Raw genomic sequence first — 20,751 nt, 5'->3', positions numbered from 1 at the left:
CCGAAATTGCGGCCGCCTTGAACACTCGATGATCCATCACTCCGCCCGCCTCGGATCGAAAGCGTCCCGCACCGCATCCGCGAAAAGATTGGCGGCGAGCACCAGGGTGAACATGAACAGAAACGCGGCCGCGAGAGACCACCAAACCACCGGATCCCGCGCCATCTCGAGCCGGGCGCTGTTGATCATATTGCCCCAACTCTCCATGGTCGGATCGACACCGATATTCACATACGACAGTACGGCCTCGGCCAACACCAGCGAGCTGAAATCCAGGGCTACCGAAATCAGCACCAGATGGAATACATTCGGCAGGATATGCCGTACCAGGATGGTACCTTGCCTGACGCCCAGCGCTCGAGCCGCCTGGACGTACTCCATCTCGCGCAGCTTCAAGGTTTCCGCCCGCAGCAAGCGGCACAAGCCGGTCCAGCTTGTCATGCCGAGGATCAGGCAAAGAAACAGCAGCCTGAAATCGGCGCGCAGCGCCAGACTGGCGAAATCGTCCTCGTGCCGGGCCATGTACACCTGCATGATGAGCATCGCGGCGGCGATGAGCAGCACGCCGGGAATGGAATTGAGCGTGGTGTAAAGATACTGGATCACGTCGTCGACCCAGCCGCGGAAGTAGCCGGCCAAAATGCCGAATCCCAGAGCCAGCGGCAATGTGGCGAAGGTGGTCAGCGTGCCGATCAGGAGTCCGGTCCGGATGCTCTTGAGGCTTTGGTAGAACACGTCCTCGCCGACCTTATCCGTACCCAGCACGTGATAGTAGAGGCCGAGTTCTCCGAGCATGCCGCCGACTCCCAAAATGAGGAACAGCGTCAGCAATGCGGCGCGCCACGGAACTTCCGTTCGGCCGCGGGCGATGCGCGTCAAGCTCTCCGCTAAACCGATGCGGTCCCGGCGGCTGCGCCAGACTGCCAGGAGAAACGCCGACACCAGCCAGACCGAAGCGCCCTTCGCCAGTCCTTTCATGCCGGTCGCCAGGATATCGGCCGTCTTTTCATGCGACGGGTCGGAGAGATGCGCGCCGCCGTAGCGCAAACGGGGATAATCCCAGACCTGGGTGCCGTCCGGCCGGCGGATCATCTCCTTGGCATAGGCATAGGACGAGAAAGGCGCCGAATAGGTTTTCTCCACGCGCGTCCGGATCCGCGTCATCCAGCTATCCAGCACGCTGATCACTTCGCCTTGGTATTGGCCGTTTTCGCCTTCGATCCGCGGATGAAAGTGGATCGAATCCAATACGGCAATGAAAAGGTAAGCCAGCAGGATCACCAGCGACGCCACGGCGCTGCGGCTCCGCGCCACCTTGCGCCAGGGCCGCCGCAAATGCTCGCGCCGCCTGGCCCGGACGATGGCCACGGCAAACCCCGCCAGCAGGATGAAGAACAGTATGTCGGTCCAGAGCAGCTTCAACATGGCTTAACCGAGCCGCACGCGGGGATCGACCAGCGTATAGGAAAGATCGGTCAGCAGCAGGCCGAGGATGTACAGCGCGGAGCCCAAGAACACCATGGCGCGCACGATGGCGAAATCCTGCTGGCTGATGGCATCGATGGTATAGCTGCCCAGCCCCGGAATGGCGAAGAACGATTCGGTGATCAGGCTGCCGGTGAACAGCAGGGGCAGCACCACGACCACCCCGGTCAGAATGGGAATCATGGCGTTCTTGAGCACATGCCCGAACAGCACCTGTGGCTCGGACAGCCCCTTGGCCCGCGCGGTGCGGACATAATCCTTCTCCACTTCTTCCAGGAACAAGGTTCTGTACCAGCGCACGCCGGACCCGATGCCGGCGACCACGCTGATGGCCAGGGGCAGGATCAGGAAGCGGACGGCGTTGATCCCGGAGTCGTAACCCGAAATCGGGGTGAGTTGCAGCAGTTTTCCCAGCACATATTGCCCGCCGATGATGTAGAACAGGAACGAAACGGACATCAGCGCGACGCATAGGGCGATGCCCCAGAACTCCAGATACGTCAGCCGAAAAAATACCAGGAGCAAGGCCAGGCTGATGTGCACCAGCAGTCCGACGATGAGCGAGGGCGCCGCAATGGCGAGTGAAGGCCACATGCGCTGGCGAATATCGGCGCCGATTTCGCGTCCGCTGTCGGAACGCCCGAAGCGGAACATGAACAGACCCACCGATTTCTGATAAAAGATCGTCCGGGTCGCTTTCCCGGCGCCTTCCGCCCGGTCGTTCCAGAACAGCGGCAAATCGTAGCCGCGCTCGTGCTTCCAGGCTTCGACCGCCTCCCGGGTGACATGCTTCTGCCCAAGGTGCATGCGCGCCATGTCGTCGGGCGTATTCACCACGAAGAACAGCAGAAAGGTCAGGATGTTCACGCCCAAAAGCAGCGGGAGGGCATAGAGCATGCGGCGAACGATATAGCGGATCATAACGCAGTGGACCTCATGCGGCGTCGATAGGCCGAATAGGCCGGGACGATCGCCGAGGCCAGCAGCGCCGACCCGGCGGCCAGTGGCCAGTAAACCGGCCGGTTCCACTCCGCCCGTTTTTCCTCCCGCTGCCCGGCGGCTATGCGCCGGTACTTGAGTCCGTTGTTGGCCATCAGATTGGGTTTGAGATTGCGATACCAGGCATGACGCAGCGAAAAAGCCTTGGGGTGATAACCGAATAGCCAGGGCGAATCGTGCCGGAGAATTTCCTGCATGGCTTGAATGATACGGAAACGCTCCGCGCCGTCGTCCATGTTGCGCATGCGCTCGAACAAGCGGTCGAATTCGGGGTTCTCGTAGTTCGCCGCATTCTCGCCGCCCTTGCCCACCTTGGCGTTCTCGCCGTACAGCAGAAAGAAGAAGTTCTCCGGATCGGGATAATCGGCGTTCCAGCCCCACATGAAAATCTGGGCGTTGCCGTTCAGCATTTTCTGCTGGAACTGGTTGTAATCGGTGGTGCGCAGCACCAGTTGGATGCCGAGTTTGGCGAATTGCTTCCGATACCAGTTCAGAATCGATTTGTCGTCGGGCCCCCGCGCCACGGTATCGAGATAAAGCACCAGAGGCCTGCCGGACTTGGCATCGGCGCCGTTGGGATAGCCGGCCTCGGCCAGAAGCTTTTTGGCAACGTCTATGCTCTTGCGGCGCGGCGCGGCGTCCGCCCAGTCGTACACGTAAGGGTTGATCCCGGCCTTGCCCTCGACGTGGCCGAAGATGTCGGGGGGCAAGATCCCCTGGGCCGGTACGCCGCGCCCGTTGATGAATATGTCGATGTACTCCTCGTAATCGACCGCGATGTTGATGGCCTGGCGGAGCTTGGCCTTGACCTCGTCCAGCCCGCCCACCACGGGATCGAGCATATTGAAGCCCATGTAGAAAATGGTCGTCGTGATCGCCGTTTCCAACCGGATGTCCTTGGCCTTCATCTCCGGCGTCAGTTCGGCATCGTTCTGTCCGGTGAACTGGATGGCCTGGTCGAAATTGTCCGAAGCGATCCCCGAAGCGTCGTAATAGCCCTGCAAGAACTTGTTCCAATAGGGGATGGTTTCCTTTTCCAAGGTGAACACCACCTTCTCGATGAACGGCAGCTTCTGCCCGGCATCCTTCAAGTAACCCCTTGCGGCATCCTCCGGCTCGCCCTCGGCCGGATAGAACTCATCGTGGAAATTGGGATTCTTCTGCAGCACCATGCGCCGGTTGGGATTGTTCTCCGTCAGCATGTAAGCGCCGGTGCCGACCGGGTACCAATCGAGGGTGATGTTCTTTTCGATGAGACCCCGCTGGGCGTAGAACGCATCCGCTTCCCACGGCATGGGGGCGAAGAACGGCATGGCCAGCCAGAAACGGAACTGGGGATACTTGCCGTGCAAGCGGATCTTCAGGCGGTGCGCATCGGCGACCTCGATGCCGTCCACGGCGTAGGCGCGGATGTCGAAGAACGCCGACTTGTCCGGCCGCGCCTCGAAATCTTTCGCCATCCGCTCGCCCGTCTCCTTGAGACCGACGATATGGCCCTTCATCATCTCGGCGATCGGCGAATGCAGTTGGGGATGAACCAGGCGCTTGATCTGATAGGCGTAATCCTCGGCGGTCAGCTCGCGGGTGCCGGTTTCGGCAAAATCGGCGATCGTTCCAATTTCCGACAATTCGCCTTCGGTCAGCGCGTGATAGCGATAGCGCCCATCCTGGGTTTTGGCGAATGCCGGATGGGGCTGGAACAAGATGTTGGAACGAAGGCGAATGTCGTATTCGCTGTACGCGATCCGATCCTCCGGCGCATCGTCCGGCAGCGGCTGGAGGTCCTTGTCGAGATACGTCACGACCGGCAGAGCTTCCGCCGTGAGCGGCTCGAGCCGGTAGGGCCGCTTCAGATAGGCGTACTGCAACGGCGGCTCGTAGACCTGGGCGATGATCTCGTATTCATTGGAAGCATAGGACCGCGCCGGGTCCAGGTGCTTGGGACGCTCGGTGAACGAGGTGTACAGGATGTTCCTGTCCTTGTCCTCGGCCGGATAGGGGTTGTTCAAAGGACTGCCGCAGGCGGCGAGCAGGAAAGCCAGAAGAAAGCCCGCGGCCGGCCGGAGTAAACGAGGAAGGCTTCGACTCGCCCCGAAAAGCTCACCGATGGAGCTTGCCGGGCCGAAAAAACGATGTACCGATTCTTGCCTGATCGCCATGGACGGCCATTATACGCGAGCGAACGGTGTGATAGTCCCATCAGCTCTGGCGAAACCCGAGTACGTATCTATCCCGCGACTACGACTGGACAGCACCCGGCCTCTAGCGGATACTTTCGCGCCATTTCCAGACGAAATCGGAGATTCACCATGGGTTTCATGCAAGACAAGCGGGCTCTCATCGTCGGCGTCGCCAGCAATCGCTCCATCGCCTACGGCATCGCGGAAGCCATGCGCCGGGAAGGAGCGGAAATCGCACTGACCTATCAGAACGACAAGCTCAAGGAGCGCGTCGAAAAACTGGCCGAGGAACTGGGCGCCAAAATCGTCCTGCCTTGCGATGTGGCGAGCGATGAGGAGATCGATACGCTTTTCGACGAACTGGGCAAACGCTGGGACGGACTCGACTGCATCGTCCACTCCGTCGCCTTCGCTCCGCGCGAAGCCCTGGAAGGCTCTTACGTCGACGCGGTAACCCGCGAGAATTTCCGTATGGCCCACGATATCAGCTCCTACAGCTTCGCCGCGCTCGCGAAAGCCGGCCGCAAGCTGATGGCGGGCCGCAAGGGTTCGTTGCTGACGCTGAGCTATCTCGGCGCCGAGCGGGCCATTCCGAATTACAACGTGATGGGCGTCGCCAAGGCCAGCCTCGAAGCGAATGTTCGTTACCTCGCGGCTTCCCTCGGCCCCGAAGGCACCCGCGTCAACGCCGTCTCCGCCGGAGCCATCCGCACCCTCGCCGCCTCCGGCATCGCCAATTTCCGCGAGATGCTGGCCAAGGGCGAACAAGCGGCGCCTTTGCGCAAGAACGTCACCATCGAGGAAGTGGGCAACGCCGCCGCGTTCCTCTGCTCCGATCTGGCTTCCGGCATTACCGGAGAAATCCTGTACGTGGACGCCGGCTACAACATCGTCGGCCTCTCCGGGATCTGATTTTCGTTATCGGCAAGCCCGGACGATCGTCCGGGTTTGGCTAGCCTCGCCCCTTGAGTTTTTCGCCGGCCACCCGCGATTCGCCTCGAGAACGGATTTAAGTCCGTATTCGTACGCCTACCGCCGCCGGAACGTCTTTCATTTAATGAATCACTTCGTCTGAGAACTTCAACCGCCGCGGCTTTCGAGGCTGCCTTCAGCAAAGCGCCGACAAGGAGGAACGGACGATGCCAGAAAAAGCGCTCGAAGCGATTCTGCGTGGATTCCTCATCCCGGGCCTGACCATCGCCGGGCTCGCGATATGCTCCGCTCCGGCGAGAGCCGCCGAGGAATTTCAGCAATTCATGGCGCGCATGAAGAGCGCGAAGCCGGATGCCCTGGAACGCCATTTGAAGGTTCTCGACAAACGCTACGATCTCAGCGACAACCCCTCCAAAACGCTTACGATGACTCGCGGCAAACCCCTTCAGGAAGGCGTGCGGATCAAAATACGGGAGGTCGTCACCTGGGACGAACTGACGGAAATGACGCCCGAAGACATTCGGAAGCAAGACTTGTTTCCGGAAGGGTTCATGCCCCTGCCCCATCCCAATTCCGCCGAAGGCGGCATCGTATTCAGCAAAAACTTCGTGGAAGCCGTCGAGCGGCAAGAGGGCCGGAACCTCGCCCGTTTCGACGCGGGTTTCGACATCCCGGAGCGATTCCAGCCGGAACTTCCTCCGCCGCTCTTTCTCAAGACGCGGCCTGATCTGGGCGACGTTTCCCGAGGCCGGCTGATAACGCTCGCCAATTACCGCGAACTTTTTGACGGCATCATCAATGCGGAACAGTTGGAAGGATTGCGGCTCTTGCTCACGCCTTTCCCCCAGCAGCAATTCAACGCCACCGATGACCGCCGCACGGAACATCCGTCTCCCGGCATCGCCTGCTTCGACTGTCACGTCAACGGTCATACCGGAGCCGCCATACAGACGGCTCCGGGCTCCCGGCCGCGGGAGCCCGGCTGTCGCATCGATACGCCCAGCCTCCGCGGTATCGAGGTTCAGCAGCTATTCGGCTTCCAGGGCGGACAGAAAAGCATCGAGGACCGCTCGCGATTCGAATTGCAGACGGCTTATTTCGGCGGAGACGCCGAAGCCGCCCAAAGAACAGGAGCCCATGCGCCCGAACGAGCCGACGCAGTGCGTCTCATGGCCGAGTTTCAAAAGCTCATCGATTTTCCGCCGGCGCCCAAACTCGATACGTCGGGCAAGCTGGACCCGCAAAAAAACGACGACGAGACGGCGCGCCGAGGCCAGGAACTTTTTTTCGGCAAAGCCCGGTGCGCGACTTGCCATACGCCGCCCCACTATACCGATAACCGCACCCACGACCTGCAAGTGGAACGATTTTACCGGCCCGGAATCGCCGGCAGCCAGGCCACTTCGGCTGGAGGCCCGGTCAAGACCCCGCCTCTGCGCGGCATCAAGGATTCGCCGCCCTATCTGCACGACGGACGCTTGCTGACGCTGGATGACACGGTGGAATTCTTCAACCTGGTACTCGGACTGAAACTCACTCGATCCGAGAAAAAAGAGCTGCTCGCATTTCTGGCCACGCTGTAGCGATCCGAAAATCCGATCGTTCGACGCATGACGGCAACACTTTTTCTTTTACCCATACAGATGCTTGCGCTTCTCGATCCGCGCGAACTGAACGGACTGATCGCCGCGGGTCAGACGGATACCTACAAGCGGAATTCGGAGGGCAAGACGAAGGATGGACCTCGTCGAATCGGTTTATGGCCGGCTGAATCGGCCGGTGCCTTGCGAGAAGACTATGAGCGCGAGAGGAAGACCGGATACGGCCGTGATCTTTCCCGGCAAAACCCTGACATGGGTCATCACGCACCGGGAACGTTACCGCGTGTCGGCATCGAGCCTCTTAGCGGCCTGTGGGACCGGCATTCAACACACTTGCCTGCCGGCGAAAGGTTTCCCGGCCGGACGAGCGACCCATCCCAGCCGAAAAGACCGGGATTGGGTCGAAGCCGGCGCGGGCCGAAAAAACATCACATCGACTGGCATAACACGTCCTGCTTCTTGCCCAGACTCGGCAGGCTATGACGAACCCACAGCCCAAGCCCTGCCGCCGCCAGCACGACCCAAGGGAATTCCATGACGGCGGCCGCCGCCAGCATCAGGCCGAGCAGGACCAATCCCGCGAGCAGCAGCAGAAACGGAACGATCGCAAACAGCAACAAAATGTGCATAAACGCCTCCATAGTTTGAGTTACGGAAATAATCATAACCAAAACTCGGCGGCTGTGCGGGCTTTATTATCACCAAAATAGGAAATAATCGCTTTCATAATTCATCATAAGGCTTTTCTATGGAAATAATAGCAGCCGGCTTATGCACCCCGATTTCGACCGGAGCGCATCGGTCTCGGTACGACAGATGCGCTCCGGCAGCTTCTGCTGGACATGCAGGCGGATAACGCGCCCCCTCAGTTGTTCCGGCGACTGATAGAGCCTTGGGCCGGTTCTATACCCAGTTTTCGCAATTTGTCAGCCGCGCGCCTGCTGCCGGTTCGGAGCCAGATTTCGTAGAGTCGCATGATGTCGGTGCACGAGTTCATCGGGGTCCTTTCCCCGACTTCCGACAGTACGTCCACGAATACCTGAAATTTTTCGGAAAGCTCGCCGAAAATCGCGCAGAACGCCTTGCCCCGCAACGTGCCGCGGTTCAGATCGCACAGATACCCGTAAGCGGTGCCACCCATGGCGATGTAATAGTCGATATCGACGAGTTTGCGATTGAGGCTGGAGGAAAACAGGCCGGATATCAGTAACGCCACGTCGCCCAACCTACGCAGAATCTGGTGCCGTTCCTCCGCGCTCGCCGACTCGACGGCTTCGGCATAGATCAGTGCGAGCGGTTGCAGTGTCACGCCCTCGTCGGTGCAGGCGAACAGTTTGTCCGCCCGGGTAAAATAGGCTAGCAGGTTGACGATGTAATAGACGGTATCTTCTCCGGCATCGACTCTTTGGTTCGATAACGCCGTTTCCAGCGAATTTCTGAAGTATTCCTTCACGTTTACATCGGTAATCAAGCTCGCATCGAGATTCTCAGGCGCCATCATATCCAGACCTCCCAAGATTTAAGATTTACCAAAAGAGCAATGAACCCGCCTTCGTCATAAATCGACAGGCAGGATTCTCTCCGAGTATAGCCGGAGCCTTCAATATATCGGGGGAAGCGAGTTTATTAATCAGGCCCGTATTTATAGCCGGGTCGATAATGCTTGGACGATCGCGATGCGGTTCCGGTTCGTGACGCCTTCATCGCCTCGGGACTTCCTTGTCCTCTCGGTTCGATTTTCCGCCCATCGCCGGCGATGGCCCAGTCGGGCACTGCGGCTATCAACCGCTTATTCGAACCGGATACGAGGAAGCCCACAGCAAAACAGCGGCTTCGTCAAGCCAGACGGTTGATATCTAGAGCGTTTTCAACATGGATGTAGGGGCGACTTCAGCCGCCCCTCCCACGACATGCGACACCAGCGTTCCGCACGGAATGCCGTTAACGCGAGCTGAAAAGGCTCTAGCGATGAGCGGGAGAAAGCAAATTCCTGTGGCAGGCGAGCTTCAACAGGCCGGCCGCGCTGATCGAGTCGGTGATTTGGCCGTCCATGACCATGCGTATCGCCTCCTGCAAGGGCAGCTTCTTGATGGTGATGGCCTCCGTTTCCTCGAAGTCCGGTTCGCCCTCCACCAAATCTTCCGCAAGGAAAACATAGCCTTCCTCGTCGGTGACCGAGTTCGTGGTATGCAAATGCATGAAGAGATTCCAGTTCCTGGCGGTCAATCCGGTCTCTTCCTTGAGCTCGCGTTTTGCCGTCTCCAGAATGTCCTCGCCTTCGGGCGAACCGCCCATGGGAATTTCCCAGAAATAGGCATCCGGCACATAGCGGTATTGGCCCACTAGCCAGGTATTGTTGTCGGCATCTATCGGTATGATCCCGATAGCCTGGCTCTTGAAGTGGATTTTTCCGTAAATGCTCAATCCGCCGGACGGATTGATCACCTCATCCTCGTCCAGATGAATCCACGGGTTGTCGTAGATCTCCCGCCGCCGGATCAATTTCCAGGGATTGCGTTCCGACATGAATCAACGTCCGTGAAAGACAGGGCTGAATTCGTGCACGGCTTCGATCATCGCCTTGGCGTGCTCGGGGTCGACATCTGGAAGTATTCCGTGTCCCAGATTGAACACATGCCCCGAACCGTGACCGTATTGCTCCAGGATCCGCTTCACCTCGGCGCGTATGGTTTCGATCGGGGCATACAAGGCCATGGGATCCAGGTTGCCCTGCAAGGCGACCTGGTGTCCCACCCGGCGGCGCGCCTCGTCGATGGGCGTGGTCCAGTCCAGCCCCAAGGCGTCGTATCCGGTTTCCGCCATGGCCTCCAGCCACTGTCCGCCGCCTTTGGTAAAGAAGATAGTCGGTATGGTTTTGTCGCCGCGGCGCCTGTCCAGCTTGTCGAGCACTCGCTTCGCATAGGCCAGGGAGAATTCCGCGTAATGCGCCGCCGGCAAGATCCCGCCCCAGGTGTCGAATACCATGACCGCATCGACGCCCGCGGCGATTTGGGCGTTGAGGTAAAGAGCCACGGCATCGGCCAATTTCCCGAGGAGCTCATGGAGAATTGCGGGTTGCTCGTACATCAATCCCTTGACCTTGCGAAATTCTTGCCCGCCGCCGCCTTCGACCATGTAAGTGGCGAGCGTCCAGGGGCTGCCCGAAAAGCCGATGAGCGGAACGCTGCCGGCCAGATTCTGTTGAATCAGACGGACGGCGTCCATGACATAGCGCAAATCCGCTTCCGGATCGGGCACCGACAAGCGGTGGACATCGGCGGCGCTGCGGACCGGATTTCTGAAACGCGGCCCCTCGCCTTCGACGAATTCCAAGCCCAAGCCCATTGCATCCGGCACCGTAAGAATGTCGGAGAACAGAATGGCCGTGTCCAGGCGGAACCGGGCCAGCGGTTGCAGGGTGACTTCGCAGGCCAGCTCCGGGGTGCTGCAAAGCTTCATGAAGCTCCCCGCCTGCTCCCGGACGCGGCGATATTCCGGTAAATAACGTCCCGCCTGACGCATCATCCAAACCGGCGTTCTTTCGACGGGCTGTCTTAATAGAGCACGAATAAAACAATCATTTTTAAGTGCATTCATGGCGTCACGTAAGTCAATGGCAGTGGAGGAATCGGTTTACTGGGCGCGAAAATTCGCATTCGGGATAAGCCATTCAGCCGTATTCATAACACGCACCCTCGGAATAGGGAATTCGGTTGTTTTCAACGAGCCGGTGAATCGGCCGAAGCTCCGAGTTCGGCATGCCGCGGCATCATTCGCCGAATCTCTTGGTGAATCGATTTCATCTGCCGGGGCAAAGGCTGACCGAGGGAAGCGGGCAGCATGGCAGCAGCTTCTTTAGCGGCGGGCAAAGTGGGATAAATTCCGAAAAAAAGCGGATACAGATCGCCGCCGCCCTTGCGGGAACGAAAACTGGCCAGCTCGCTGCCCGCCGGAAATTGCTTGGCCAGCTTAACCACCGAAGCCGATCGGGAAACGGCGACAATCTGCAAGGTGTAGGCCTCAGGATTTTGCTGCATCAGCCATTCGACACTCTTGAGTCCATCCATGACGATCTCGGACGATCTTGAACGCTGGCGCTTTTCGCTCGGCGCGTCCGCCGCCGCCAAGTCCGGCCGCTTCGTTTCGGATGCGCTCACGGAATCGGCCGGCTCAGGGCGAACCGACGAGGCCCCGGCCTGCGAATCCGGCGCATTCGCCGGCGCTTCCGTAACCGCGGACGGCGGCGGCTCGCGTCGACCCTCCGTTTCCGCGAGCATCGTCTGGTCTTCGGCCATCTTTTCCGCGTCCGTTTCCGATAGCGAAATCGGAGCAGCCGGAGGCTGATCCGGCACGGCCACGGTTGCCGGCAGGAATTCCGCCTTTTCGCTCTCGGATGCCGGAGGACGGGGAACGGCAAGGTTTGCGGCCGCCGTCGGCGGTGCCTGAGCTTCGGCCGGCGGGTTCGAGGCCGCGGCGCCCTGGGCCTTTGCCGTGGCGGGGAGCGCCACGACGCTACCAGGCTTTGCAAGAGCAGCCGCATGATCGGGAAGGGGTTTCTCCTGCGGCGGCGCCTGTCTCGAGAACAATGGTAAGAAGCCGTATGCCGTCACGCCGGCCAAGGCCAAAAGCCCGGCTCCGGTTATCCAACCGAAGCGGGTCAAGGCCGCCGCTTTTGCCGTTCCGTGCGGCGATTTCAGAATCTCGATCAACTTGCCCGGAATGCCCTGGCTTCCCGAGTACAGTCGCTTCACGAAAGATTTCGTCATCCCCTGGCCGATCATCGATCCGGGCAGCTTCGCCGCCAATCGATGCGCATAAGACGCGCATTCGTCTTGCGATAGCGCGGGAATATCCAGAACGAACGCCTCGCCGAACGCGGACCGATCCATACCGGACTTTTGCAACGCCTCGTCGGAGCGCATCGCCAGTATCAGCCGCAAGGCCGGATGGCCGCTCGCGAACTGCCATAGCGCATCGAGAAGTCCCGGCGCGAGCGCGCCGGCATCATCGAGCAGCAGAACGAGATTTCGATGCTCCTTGGCATAGCCGGCCAAGCAATCGGTCAAGCGCGATCCCGAAACGGCCGATCCCGCCTGATTCAAGGCGCGCAACAACTCGTCGAAAATGTATTCGCGGCTCGTTCCCGGCGTAGAAACCAGATAACGAACCGTTGCGAGCGGCGCCAGGCGAGCCTCCAGAAGGCGCAGAAAAGTCGTTTTACCGACGCCTTTCGGCCCGCAGATGACGATGGGTTGAGCCAGGTTCACCGCCAGATGCGAAAGCAAATCGAACTTTTGCATGCGCGCCGCGGAAAGCAGCGGCAAAGGCCGAGCGCCCTCTCGGCCGCCCGTGGGTGAAAGAACTTCAGCCGCGCCCATACTCATTCAACGTGGCTCGAAGCGGCTCGATATCGATCTTCATCGGCAAAGTGGCCTGGCCGATTTTTTCGAGCAAGATCAGTCGCAGCCTGCCTTCCACGTTCTTCTTATCGACCGCCATCAGTTCCAGGTAGCGGTCGGCATCCAGATCTACCGGCGGGATCAGCGGCAACCGGGCCTGCCTGAGCAGCGCGATGATGCGCTCGATGCTGCTCGCGTCGAGCCGACCGAGACGCCGCGACAGATCGGCGGCCTGACAGATCCCGATGGCCACCGCTTCGCCGTGCAGATAATTTCCGTACCCCATGCCGGTTTCTATGGCATGTCCGAAGGTATGCCCCAAATTGAGCGTTGCGCGCGCTCCCGATTCGCGCTCGTCTTCGGCCACGACTTCCGCTTTGTTGAGGCAGGACCGTTCGATGGCGTAGGCCAGGGCATCCTTATCCCGGGCCAGAAGTCTTTCCATGTTGGCTTCCAGCCAGACGAAGAATTCGAAATCGCGAATAAGTCCGTATTTGATCACCTCGGCCAATCCGGCGCTCAACTCTCTATCGGGCAAGGTATCGAGCGTCGCAGTATCGGCTATCACGCATTGCGGCTGGTAAAAAGCCCCGATCATGTTTTTGCCGCGCGGATGATTGACCGCGGTTTTGCCGCCCACGGAAGAATCCACCTGCGCCAGCAGCGTCGTCGGAATTTGAACGAACGGCACGCCTCGCTGGTAACATGCGGCGGCGAAACCGACCAGATCGCCGATCACTCCGCCGCCGAGAGCGATGAGCGATGCGTCGCGGCTGAATTTTCCGGCGAGCAATTCATCGAAGAGGATCATTGCCGATTCGATGCTTTTATAAGACTCGCCGTCCGGCAAGATCACCTCGGCGACCTGCCTGTTTTTCAGGTTTCGCCTGACCCGATCCAGATAGAGAGGCGCTACCGTTTCGTTGGTAACCACCATGACTTGGCTGGAACTGATATGCCTGGACAGGAGTTCGCCGGACTCCAGGATTTGCGAGCCGATGTAAATCGGATAGCTGCGTTCGCCCAGGCTGACGGTCAGAGTTTTCATGAATTCGCGTTTGCTCGATGATAGGCTTTCAAAATCTGACGAACGGCGCTGCGACTGGAATGTTCGCCCGTATCCACGATGAAATCGGCCAAGGAGCGATAGAGCGGCTCCCGCACTTGTAGCAATTCCTGCAATTTCTGCCGAGGGTTTTGGGTCTTGAGGAGCGGGCGGTTGGAATCCTTGTGAGTTCTTTCAAGCTGCTTCTCGACCGAACACTGTAGGTAAACGACAAATCCCCGCTCATGCAGGACCTCGCGATTCTCCGGCAAGAGGATCGATCCCCCTCCGGTAGCCAATACGATTTCGTCCTTGCCGCATAGATCGGCCAGAACCTCCGCTTCTCGGCGCCTGAAACCTTCTTCGCCTTCGTACTCGAAAATCATCGGAATACTGACGCCGGTACGCTGTTCGATCTCTCTGTCGCTATCGACGAACCGGACATCCAGAGTTTTGGCCAAAAGTCGCCCAATCGTCGTTTTGCCCGCCCCCATGGGCCCGATTAGATGAATATTGCGCGTGTGTCTCATGCCGTCCGAGGTGAGAAATCGGATCATCATACCATGTGTGTCGAAAATACCGGGCAGGAACGCTCGTAATCGGCCCGACATCGGGATAGGGGGCAGCCATTATAGGCTGCGCGCCTCCCCACCACCCGGCATGCGGGTCCGCACCGGGCGGTTCGAGGAGTACCTCAGGAGAGACGGGGCAAGCCGAGTTGGTCGAAATAGGCGACGGTGAGCACCCGATTGAGTTCTCCCGCGCTGTTTCGCCACCAGCATTGCGCATTCTGCGCCACGCGTCTCGCCACCTGCTCGGCTGCGCACATATACGTTGCAGTCATCGGCGTGGCGCACAAAGCAGTGGCCGTGCGTCTCCAGTTCTTTATCCACTTCATCCAGCAGCACGTTGGCCAAAAGCGGCGACAGCGGCCCGCCTGGCGCCGTGCCCTGATACCGTTCCAGCACGACGCCATCGCTCAGGATGCCGCTGCTGAGATAGGCACGGATCAGCCGGATGACTCCGGCATCGTCGATGCGCTTCCTCAGCCGGTCGATGAGGATGTCGTGATTGTCGTGGTCGAAGAACGTCTCCAGATCAACATCCACCACGATGCGCCGCCCCGATTGCACGTACGCTTGCGCCGCAAGGATCGCGTCGTGCGCACGGTCGCCCAGAGGTCGAAAGCCATAGCTGTGTTCGCTGAAGGTCGGGGCGAGTCGCGGTTGCAGCACTTGCAGCAGCGCTGGCTGGATCAGCCGATCCGTGACCGTCGGGATGCCAAGCTCACGGCTGCCTCCATCCGGTTTCAGGATCGTCACCCGTCGTACCGGACTGGGCCGGTACGTCCCCCGCAGCAGTCGTTCCCGTAGTGCCGGCCACGCCGTGACGAGGTGACGTGCCGTCTGGTCGATGTCCAGTCCGTCCACGCCTGCCGCGCCCTTGTTGGCATGGTCTCGAACACGCCTTCTCGTTCGGCCCTTCGCCCCCTTGCTGGCGCTACTACGGCCTCTGCTGACTTCTCGCTCCGCGTCTCCACGTCGCCCTTTCAGGCATAAGGCGAGATCTCTCCGGGTAAGAACGCACGCCTTCGCTGCACAACCGCCGGATTTACGCCACTTCGCCTTGATCACAAGAGCTTCACGGAATCTTGCCCGCTCGCCCCGCTTGGCAGCGCCTTCTATCCGGTTCTTGTCCATCGGCTCGCAGCTTCGCTCCACGCTTCCTCCCCACGCTCGGTCACCCTCATGCAGTTGCGCTTCGCTTCGTTCGCTGTGATCAACTTACGGCGGGACTTGCTTGCGCCCGTGCCGGGCGCACAAGAAAAAGGCGCAGCCCTTTCAGGCCACGCCTCGATGGGCCATTCCGGCAAAAAATCAGCGAAGGGCGAGATCCTGCTTGAGAATTTTCGGGGTGATGAAAACCAGCAGCTCTCTTTTCGAATCTTCAACGCTGTTTCTGCGGAACATGTACCCGATGCCCGGCAGATCGCCGAAAAACGGTACTTTATCGGTGTTATTGCGTTTTGCTCCCTCGTAAACGCCGCCCAGAACCACGGTTTCTCCATTGGCGACCTGGGCCTTTGTTTCGATCTCGCGCTTATCGATCGCCGGGCCGATAGGCGTCTGCTGGCCTTGTTCATCTTTCCTGATCAACAACTCCATCAGCACTTGGTCGTCGGGCGTGATGTGCGGTGTCACGTTCAGTTCGAGCACCGCCGGCTTGAAGGTTATGTTGGCCGCGTTTCCCCCGCCCGCGACAACCGTGGTTTGGTATGGAATCTCGACGCCTTGCTTGATCACCGCCTTGGTCTGGTCCGAGGTGATCAGCCGGGGATTGGATACCGTTTCGCTGCGGCCTTCTCTCTGGGCGGCCGACAATTCGAGATCGAGCAGATAATCGCCCGCTTTGATGAGCGTGAACCCGAGAGCGCTCATGCCCCCCGTCGCGGCAGTCGCCGCGCCTTTGGCGGCGAGATCCACGAGAACATCGGTGTTGGTCGACTTTTCGCCTCCTGCGGCGGGTCGCCGAAAGATGATGCCATCGGTCTGAGAGCCTGAACCGCTCGTAGAAAAAGAACTGGCCCCTCGTGCATTAACCAGCCTGTTGACTTGGAGCCGACTGCCCAAATCTCTGAGGAAATCGTTGCTGGCAATGACGATCCGAGATTCGATCAAGACCTGGCGAATGGGCTTGTCGAGCTGGCGGACGAGGTCGCGGACCCGCTCCAGGTTGCGCGGAGTATCTTTCACGATCAACTGATTGGTCCGAGGGTCGACGGTTACGTTACCCCGCCCGGACAAAACCGATTGACTCACATCGAGCGTCGATATCGCCGTGGACGACGTCGCTCCCCCGATGCCAGCCGGATCAGACATGGATTGATTGGTGCGCTCCGTGGTACCGACCAGGACCTTCTTGATATCTTCGGCCGTGGTGTAGTTGATCTGGATGATTTCCGTCCGCAGCGGCTCCAGATCTTCCACCACTTTTTGCGCTTCGAGCTCCTCCTTCTCCTGTTTATTGATTTCTTCCAGCGGCGCGACGCGGATGATATTCCCCTCTTCCCGTTTACCCAATCCCTTGGATTTGAGGACGAGTTCCAAGGCCTGATCCCACGGAACGTCATTGAGCCGAAGCGTGACATTGCCTTGCACCGTATCGCTGGCCACGATGTTCTTACCCGTGAAATCGGCCAGGATCTGGAGAACGGAGCGCGCCGGAATATCCTGGAAATTCAGGGTCAGCTTTTCCCCCGAATACGTGAAATTTTTCTTCTTGATTTCTTCTTTTTCCATTTTGGTCAGCGGACGAAATTCGACCGTCAGGACATCATCGGTCTGATAGGAGGAATAGTCGTATTCGTCCGAAACGGTAGCCACGGCCATCCGCGCATGGGTCCCCTCCATAGTAGCCTCGATGGAACGGACGGGCGTGGCGAAATCCATGACATCGAGCCTGCGCACCCATTGTGGCGGCAGATTCGTGTCGGCAAACCTGACGACGACCTTTTGCCCTTCTTCGTGGATATCGACCAAGGACTTAGGGTCGCTCAATTTCACCAGAAGCCGCCCTTCGCCCTTTTCACCGCGACGGAAGTCGACGCTTTCAATTCGCCTGTCGCTGACGGCGAGCGGCCGGTCGATGAACCGAGGTTTCGCCGGGGCCGAATTCGCGGCGGCAACGGGCGTGGCGCCGCTTTGCAGCGTGATGAGGATATTGTTGCCGTCCACCCGACTGGTGTAAGGCATCATATTGGTCAAGTTGATGACCACGCGGGTGCGGCCGGCCGATTCCACCGCTTGAATGCTTTGGGCTCCGCCCACATTGATCGGCACCGATTTCTTTTCCAAGCCATTGGTCACGCCGGGCAAATCGAGCGCTATGCGGGCGGGGTTTTCGGTATGAAAAATTCTCGGTTCTGCGGCCGGTCCGCTCAAACCCAGCAATAACTGCAAGTTGTCCCCGGGCAGGATCGAAAAATCCACGGATTTAAGTACGCGTTCTTCCGCTCGACTGACGGACAGATGCAGAGACAAGCCGATCAGAATAAGGCTTATTGCTCTTCCGTATCGCCGCCAGGCGGGCGAAGTAATACCGATGCCTCTTACCGTTCTCATTTCTTTTCCCCCGCTTCCGCCAGATCGAGAATCGCCTTGCGTTCGCGCCACGCCCCGGGACTGTCGGATATGATTTCTACCAATTCGATCGAGTTTTCTTTGATATCGATGATCTTGCCGAAATTCTTTCCCATGTGATTGCCGGCACGCACCCGGTAAATCGTTCCGTCGGCGGATTTCACCAGCCCCCAGAGTATGCCTTGCTGATTCACCGTTCCAACCATGCGCAGGGCATCGAGCTCATAAGATTCCAGCTCTTCCTTGGGCCGGTCGGTGTCCGGCCGGATGCCGTCGGTACCTTTCGTATCCTCGGCCTCCTGGACTTTTTCATCTATGATGAAGGGATCCCGCAAATCTTCCGGATTGAATACGAACGGCTCCACCGCCTTGACTTCCGGCAGAGGCTCCACCGCCCCTTTCTGCCGCGCCTTGACCTCTGCGACATAGGTCTGCAAATCCGTCAAATCGCCGCCGGCGCATCCGCTCAATCCGATGGCGACCAACCACGAAACGAGATACCGCGAGCGGTATGGAGGTTTCAAAAACTTTACGCGCCGGCTCATAGTGCTACTTTTTTTGTTGAGGCTTTTTGACTTGATTCGCCGGAACCGTTCCGTCTTCCAAGTACCGGTAAGTCCTGACCAGCGCGCTCATGACCAAAGGCTCCTTTGCGGTTTTCCTGCTTCCCGCATTCTTGTTATATGCTGCGATCTTGACGTTATGTATCGTTACGATGCGCGGCAACGAAGCCAGCCCGCTGATGAAAGCGCCGAACTCCATGTAGTCGCCGATCACTCGGATTTCTATAGGCAATTCCGCATAGAACTCTTTGGTAATCTCGGCCCCGGGTTTGAAAAGCTCGAACTCCAAGCCGGCCGCCAACCCGGTTTGGGAAACATCCACCAGCAATTCGGGAACCTGGGTTTTATCGGGTAGCTGTCTGAGCAAATCGCCGAAACTCTTCTCCATTTCCGCCATTTGTTCCTTGTATTCTTCGAGATTGGCCGCCTTCTTTTGCCGTTGCTCGAATTTGTTTTTGAGCTCCTGCTCTCTGCCTTCCTCGGTTTCGAGTTGCGCGATTTGGTCCTGCGTGTCGAGGTAGTACCACAAGCCGCCCAGTATCAGGCACAGCAGGACAATGATCGCCGCCTTGACCGGCACCGGCCAGGCGCCCGCGTTTTCTATGTCCCAGTCGATATTGGAAAGATTCATGACGACTTCTTCCCCTGGTCGTCCGCCTTGTCTCCTCCCTGCTTGACCTGAAGCGTAAAGCGGTTGCCCTGCGGCTTTTTGGCTTCCTTGGGTTCCTGTTTGGTTTCGATGATGTTTAATAGAGGCTCCTTCATCCAGGGCGAAGACTCCAGATTCCGCATGTAAGCGGATACGCGCGCATTGGATTGAGCCATCCCGTTCATCGTCAGATTGCTGTCCAGCTGGGTCAAATCGGTTAGATAAACGCCTTCCGGAATGGTGCGCGCCAATTCATCAAACAAATGCACGATCTCGGGACGGCTCGCCTGCAATTTCTGAATGATTTCCATCTTGGCGATCAGACGGTTTTTCTTTGTTTCCAGATCCTCGATTTCCTTGATTTTCTTGTCGAGCAATGCAATTTCGGATTCCAAATACTGATTACGCTGGCTTTGATAATCGATCATGCTGCCGATGTAGTAATGCACGAAGCACAGAATCGCTCCGGTCGACAACAGCGCGGCCAAGGCGATACCGATGAACTCCTTTTGCCGTTGCTTGCGAAGTTCGGCGCGCCAGGGAAGAAGATTGATTCGGGCCATTAGTCCAAGCTCCTTAACGCCAATCCGCAGGCGATCATCAATGCCGGCGCATCGTTGCTCAAACTTTGCGGTTTGACGCGCGGCGCAAGAGACATGTCGACAAACGGATTGGCGGCGGTGGTGGGGATGCCCAGAATGTCTTCCACGAAACGATCGATACCCTGTATCGAGCCGCATCCGCCCGCCAATACCAGCCCGTCGATGGTTCGATGCGAGCTCGAAGAAAGGAAAAATTGCAGCGAGCGGCCGATTTGCTGCGCCATGGCCTGCTTGAAAGGCTCCAATACTTCGATCAGATAATTGTCGGGAAGACCGCCATGCTTTTTGGCCAAACCGGCTTCCTCGTAGGAAAGCCCGTAACGGCGCTGGATTTCTTCCGTCAACTGTTTACCGCCAAAGCCCTGTTCTCGGGTATAAATGATTCGGCGGTTGTGGATCACGTTAAGGGTCATCATGGTCGATCCGACGTCGGCCACGGCGATCGCCTGTTCCGGATTGTAGTTGGGCAGCTGATCCAGAATCAGATTGCACGCATTCTCCAGAGCGTACGATTCCACATCGACGATTTCGGCCTTTAGCCCGGCCATCTCCAAAGCCGCCACACGATCCTCCACGTTTTCCTTGCGGGAGGCGACCAGCAGCACATCGACCATCTCCGGATTTTTCTCGGCCCTGCCCTGCACCTCGAAATCGAGGCTGACCTCGTCCAGCGAGTACGGAATATATTGATCCGCCTCCAGTTCGAGCTGCCCCTCCAGCTCATCTTCACTCAAAGAGGCCGGCATCGAGATCACTTTGGTTATTACCGAGGAGCTCGGCACGGCCACCGCAGCGTGCTTCAGGCGGGTACCCGATTGTTTGACGACCGATTTGATGGCGTTGCCGATGAGTTCGACCTTGGCAATGTTCTTATCGATCACGGCATCGAGCGGCAGCGGAGCTACCGCATAGCTCTCGACCCGGTAGCGCTGTCCGTTTCTGCTTAATTCCAGCAGCTTGACCGCCGCCGTGCTGACATCGATGCCAAGCAGCTGCGGCTTCTTGCGGTTCAAAAAAAACATCGATAACTTCCTGAACTACTGTAACTTCACGTAAACGATGCCGGGTTTCAATGCCGTTTCTCGTCGCCCGCCGGACTCTGGACTGTAGTATAGTAGGGATTCAAACTTTGCCCATGACACGCCAATTACCGATC

At 58.6% G+C, this 20,751-nt stretch carries 18 protein-coding genes; 2 read left to right on the top strand and 16 right to left on the bottom strand.

Features of this window, described 5'->3' with window-relative positions:
• Positions 1-36: 36 nt before the first annotated feature.
• Genes ACWJKU_RS04455 through ACWJKU_RS04445 form a run of 3 tightly spaced genes read right to left on the bottom strand, consistent with a single transcriptional unit; the run spans position 37 to position 4,643 of the window.
• The gene (locus ACWJKU_RS04455; RefSeq protein ID WP_454146164.1) at positions 37-1,425 is read right to left on the bottom strand and encodes an ABC transporter permease; all 1,389 of its coding nucleotides are present in this window, start codon (positions 1,423-1,425) and stop codon (positions 37-39) included.
• 3 nt (positions 1,426-1,428) lie between these two features.
• On the bottom strand, positions 1,429-2,406 hold the full coding sequence (locus tag ACWJKU_RS04450; protein ID WP_454146162.1) for an ABC transporter permease: 978 nt from the start codon (positions 2,404-2,406) through the stop codon (positions 1,429-1,431).
• On the bottom strand, positions 2,403-4,643 hold the full coding sequence (locus ACWJKU_RS04445) for an ABC transporter substrate-binding protein (protein ID WP_454146160.1): 2,241 nt from the start codon (positions 4,641-4,643) through the stop codon (positions 2,403-2,405). The genes ACWJKU_RS04450 and ACWJKU_RS04445 overlap by 4 nt, the downstream gene beginning before the upstream one ends.
• Before the next feature lie 150 nt (positions 4,644-4,793).
• On the opposite strand from ACWJKU_RS04445, the gene ACWJKU_RS04440 reads away from it, so the two are divergent.
• Together ACWJKU_RS04440 and ACWJKU_RS04435 are read left to right on the top strand one after the other, a co-directional pair.
• Positions 4,794-5,576, top strand: coding sequence for an enoyl-ACP reductase FabI (locus ACWJKU_RS04440; RefSeq protein WP_454146158.1), 783 nt, complete (start codon positions 4,794-4,796; stop codon positions 5,574-5,576).
• A gap of 227 nt (positions 5,577-5,803) precedes the next feature.
• The gene (locus tag ACWJKU_RS04435; RefSeq protein WP_454146156.1) at positions 5,804-7,180 is read left to right on the top strand and encodes a cytochrome B6; all 1,377 of its coding nucleotides are present in this window, start codon (positions 5,804-5,806) and stop codon (positions 7,178-7,180) included.
• 446 nt (positions 7,181-7,626) lie between these two features.
• On the opposite strand, the gene ACWJKU_RS04430 is transcribed toward ACWJKU_RS04435, so the two are convergent.
• The 13 genes from ACWJKU_RS04430 to ACWJKU_RS04370 form a co-directional block, all read right to left on the bottom strand.
• Positions 7,627-7,827 carry a hypothetical protein gene (locus tag ACWJKU_RS04430; RefSeq protein ID WP_454146154.1) on the bottom strand — a complete coding sequence of 67 codons (201 nt, stop codon included), beginning with the start codon at positions 7,825-7,827 and terminating at the stop codon, positions 7,627-7,629.
• A gap of 236 nt (positions 7,828-8,063) precedes the next feature.
• Complete coding sequence (locus tag ACWJKU_RS04425; protein WP_454146152.1) at positions 8,064-8,699, bottom strand: hypothetical protein; 636 nt, start codon at positions 8,697-8,699, stop codon at positions 8,064-8,066.
• A gap of 461 nt (positions 8,700-9,160) precedes the next feature.
• On the bottom strand, positions 9,161-9,724 hold the full coding sequence (locus tag ACWJKU_RS04420; RefSeq protein WP_454146150.1) for an NUDIX domain-containing protein: 564 nt from the start codon (positions 9,722-9,724) through the stop codon (positions 9,161-9,163).
• Between the two features lie 3 nt (positions 9,725-9,727).
• Positions 9,728-10,795 (bottom strand): uroporphyrinogen decarboxylase, encoded by a 1,068-nt coding sequence (gene hemE / locus ACWJKU_RS04415; protein ID WP_454146148.1) that lies wholly within the window; start codon positions 10,793-10,795, stop codon positions 9,728-9,730.
• Positions 10,796-10,917: 122 nt separating this feature from the next.
• A complete protein-coding gene (locus ACWJKU_RS04410; protein ID WP_454146146.1) occupies positions 10,918-12,498 on the bottom strand; it encodes an AAA family ATPase in 1,581 nt (526 codons plus the stop codon).
• Positions 12,499-12,562: 64 nt separating this feature from the next.
• Entirely contained in the window at positions 12,563-13,645 is a 1,083-nt protein-coding gene (aroB, locus tag ACWJKU_RS04405) for a 3-dehydroquinate synthase (protein WP_454146144.1), read from the bottom strand.
• Positions 13,642-14,172: a shikimate kinase AroK gene (gene aroK / locus ACWJKU_RS04400; RefSeq protein ID WP_454148040.1), complete on the bottom strand. Its 531-nt coding sequence runs from the start codon at positions 14,170-14,172 to the stop codon at positions 13,642-13,644. The genes aroB and aroK overlap by 4 nt, the downstream gene beginning before the upstream one ends.
• A 99-nt stretch (positions 14,173-14,271) precedes the next feature.
• Positions 14,272-14,964: a reverse transcriptase domain-containing protein gene (locus ACWJKU_RS04395; RefSeq protein ID WP_454146142.1), complete on the bottom strand. Its 693-nt coding sequence runs from the start codon at positions 14,962-14,964 to the stop codon at positions 14,272-14,274.
• Positions 14,965-15,519: 555 nt separating this feature from the next.
• A complete protein-coding gene (gene pilQ, locus ACWJKU_RS04390; RefSeq protein ID WP_454146140.1) occupies positions 15,520-17,763 on the bottom strand; it encodes a type IV pilus secretin PilQ in 2,244 nt (747 codons plus the stop codon).
• Positions 17,760-18,305: a pilus assembly protein PilP gene (locus tag ACWJKU_RS04385; RefSeq protein ID WP_454146138.1), complete on the bottom strand. Its 546-nt coding sequence runs from the start codon at positions 18,303-18,305 to the stop codon at positions 17,760-17,762. Before ACWJKU_RS04385 ends, pilQ begins: the two co-directional genes overlap by 4 nt.
• A gap of 25 nt (positions 18,306-18,330) precedes the next feature.
• Complete coding sequence (locus ACWJKU_RS04380) at positions 18,331-18,975, bottom strand: type 4a pilus biogenesis protein PilO (RefSeq protein WP_454146136.1); 645 nt, start codon at positions 18,973-18,975, stop codon at positions 18,331-18,333.
• Positions 18,972-19,556, bottom strand: a complete 585-nt coding sequence (locus ACWJKU_RS04375) for a PilN domain-containing protein (protein WP_454146134.1) — start codon at positions 19,554-19,556, stop codon at positions 18,972-18,974. Before ACWJKU_RS04375 ends, ACWJKU_RS04380 begins: the two co-directional genes overlap by 4 nt.
• Positions 19,556-20,617, bottom strand: a complete 1,062-nt coding sequence (locus ACWJKU_RS04370; protein ID WP_454146132.1) for a pilus assembly protein PilM — start codon at positions 20,615-20,617, stop codon at positions 19,556-19,558. Before ACWJKU_RS04370 ends, ACWJKU_RS04375 begins: the two co-directional genes overlap by 1 nt.
• Between the last annotated feature and the right edge of the window lie 134 nt (positions 20,618-20,751).

Source organism: Methylocaldum sp. MU1018, from assembly GCF_053646775.1.
Note: the sequence above shows the minus strand (reverse complement) of the source record. Positions and strands in the feature narration are given on the sequence as shown.